The sequence below is a fragment of the Streptomyces nanshensis genome (assembly GCF_001751255.1).
Lineage (GTDB): Bacteria > Actinomycetota > Actinomycetes > Streptomycetales > Streptomycetaceae > Streptomyces > Streptomyces nanshensis_A.
This window is the reverse complement of the sequence record NZ_LJGW01000022.1, coordinates 1-730: the sequence shown is the minus strand read 5'-3', so window position 1 is coordinate 730 and position 730 is coordinate 1. Positions and strand designations below refer to the sequence as shown.

At 75.3% G+C, this 730-nt stretch carries 1 protein-coding gene; it reads right to left on the bottom strand.

Annotated elements, in window-relative coordinates; genetic code table 11:
• A partial coding sequence (fomD, locus tag AN218_RS00790) for a cytidylyl-2-hydroxypropylphosphonate hydrolase (protein ID WP_070014486.1) occupies window positions 1-585 on the bottom strand: 585 nt, incomplete at its 3' end.
• Window positions 586-730 lie beyond the last annotated feature (145 nt).

The following is a 730-nucleotide window of genomic DNA, read 5'->3' as shown; positions in this document are numbered from 1 at the left end:
CGCGGGCAGCGCCGGCACCGGCCAGCGCGGGTCGGGCCGCCAGTCCTCCCAGCCGTCCCGGAACGGCGACGCCCACGCGGCGATCCGCTCCACCACCTCGCGCCCCGCCTCCCGTACGCGTGCGGCGAGGGCGTCGCCGACGAGGCCGGCCTGCCGCGCCGCGGCGAACTCGTCCTCGTCCCGCCACTCCCAACTGCGGTCCGGATACAGGGCGATGTCGAGGAAGTGGTCCTCGGAGTCGATGCCCCCGTCCCAGCGGCGGTGCGGCTCCTCCAGGTTCACGTACCAGTTCTTGAACTGCCAGTCGCGCTCCCAGAACAGCCACACCGACCAGGGTTCGCCCGGTACGGCCAGCTTCAGCACGCCCGTGCCGAACCAGCGGGAGAGCACCGTTCTGCGGGGCCTGGTGTAGCGGGTGGCCAGCGGCTCGTGGTGTACGGGTGTGCCGTCCGCCATCTCCGGCTTGACGCAGACCGTGCCCGGCGCGACCCACGCGGCCAGCAGCTCGGGGGTGTCCCGGACGACGGTGACGGGACGGCAGATGTGCGGACGGCCGGTGCCGTTCGCGCGGTAGCGCCACAGGATGNTGCCCGGCGCCCAGCGGTGCGGGGCGGTGCCGCCCTCGGCGTCCTCGGCGTCCTCGGCATCCTCGGAGCGGTCGGCGTCGCGGCGGGCGCCGTCCGTACCGCCGGCGCCGGACCGGTCCGCCGCCCTCAACTCCGCCTCGGGC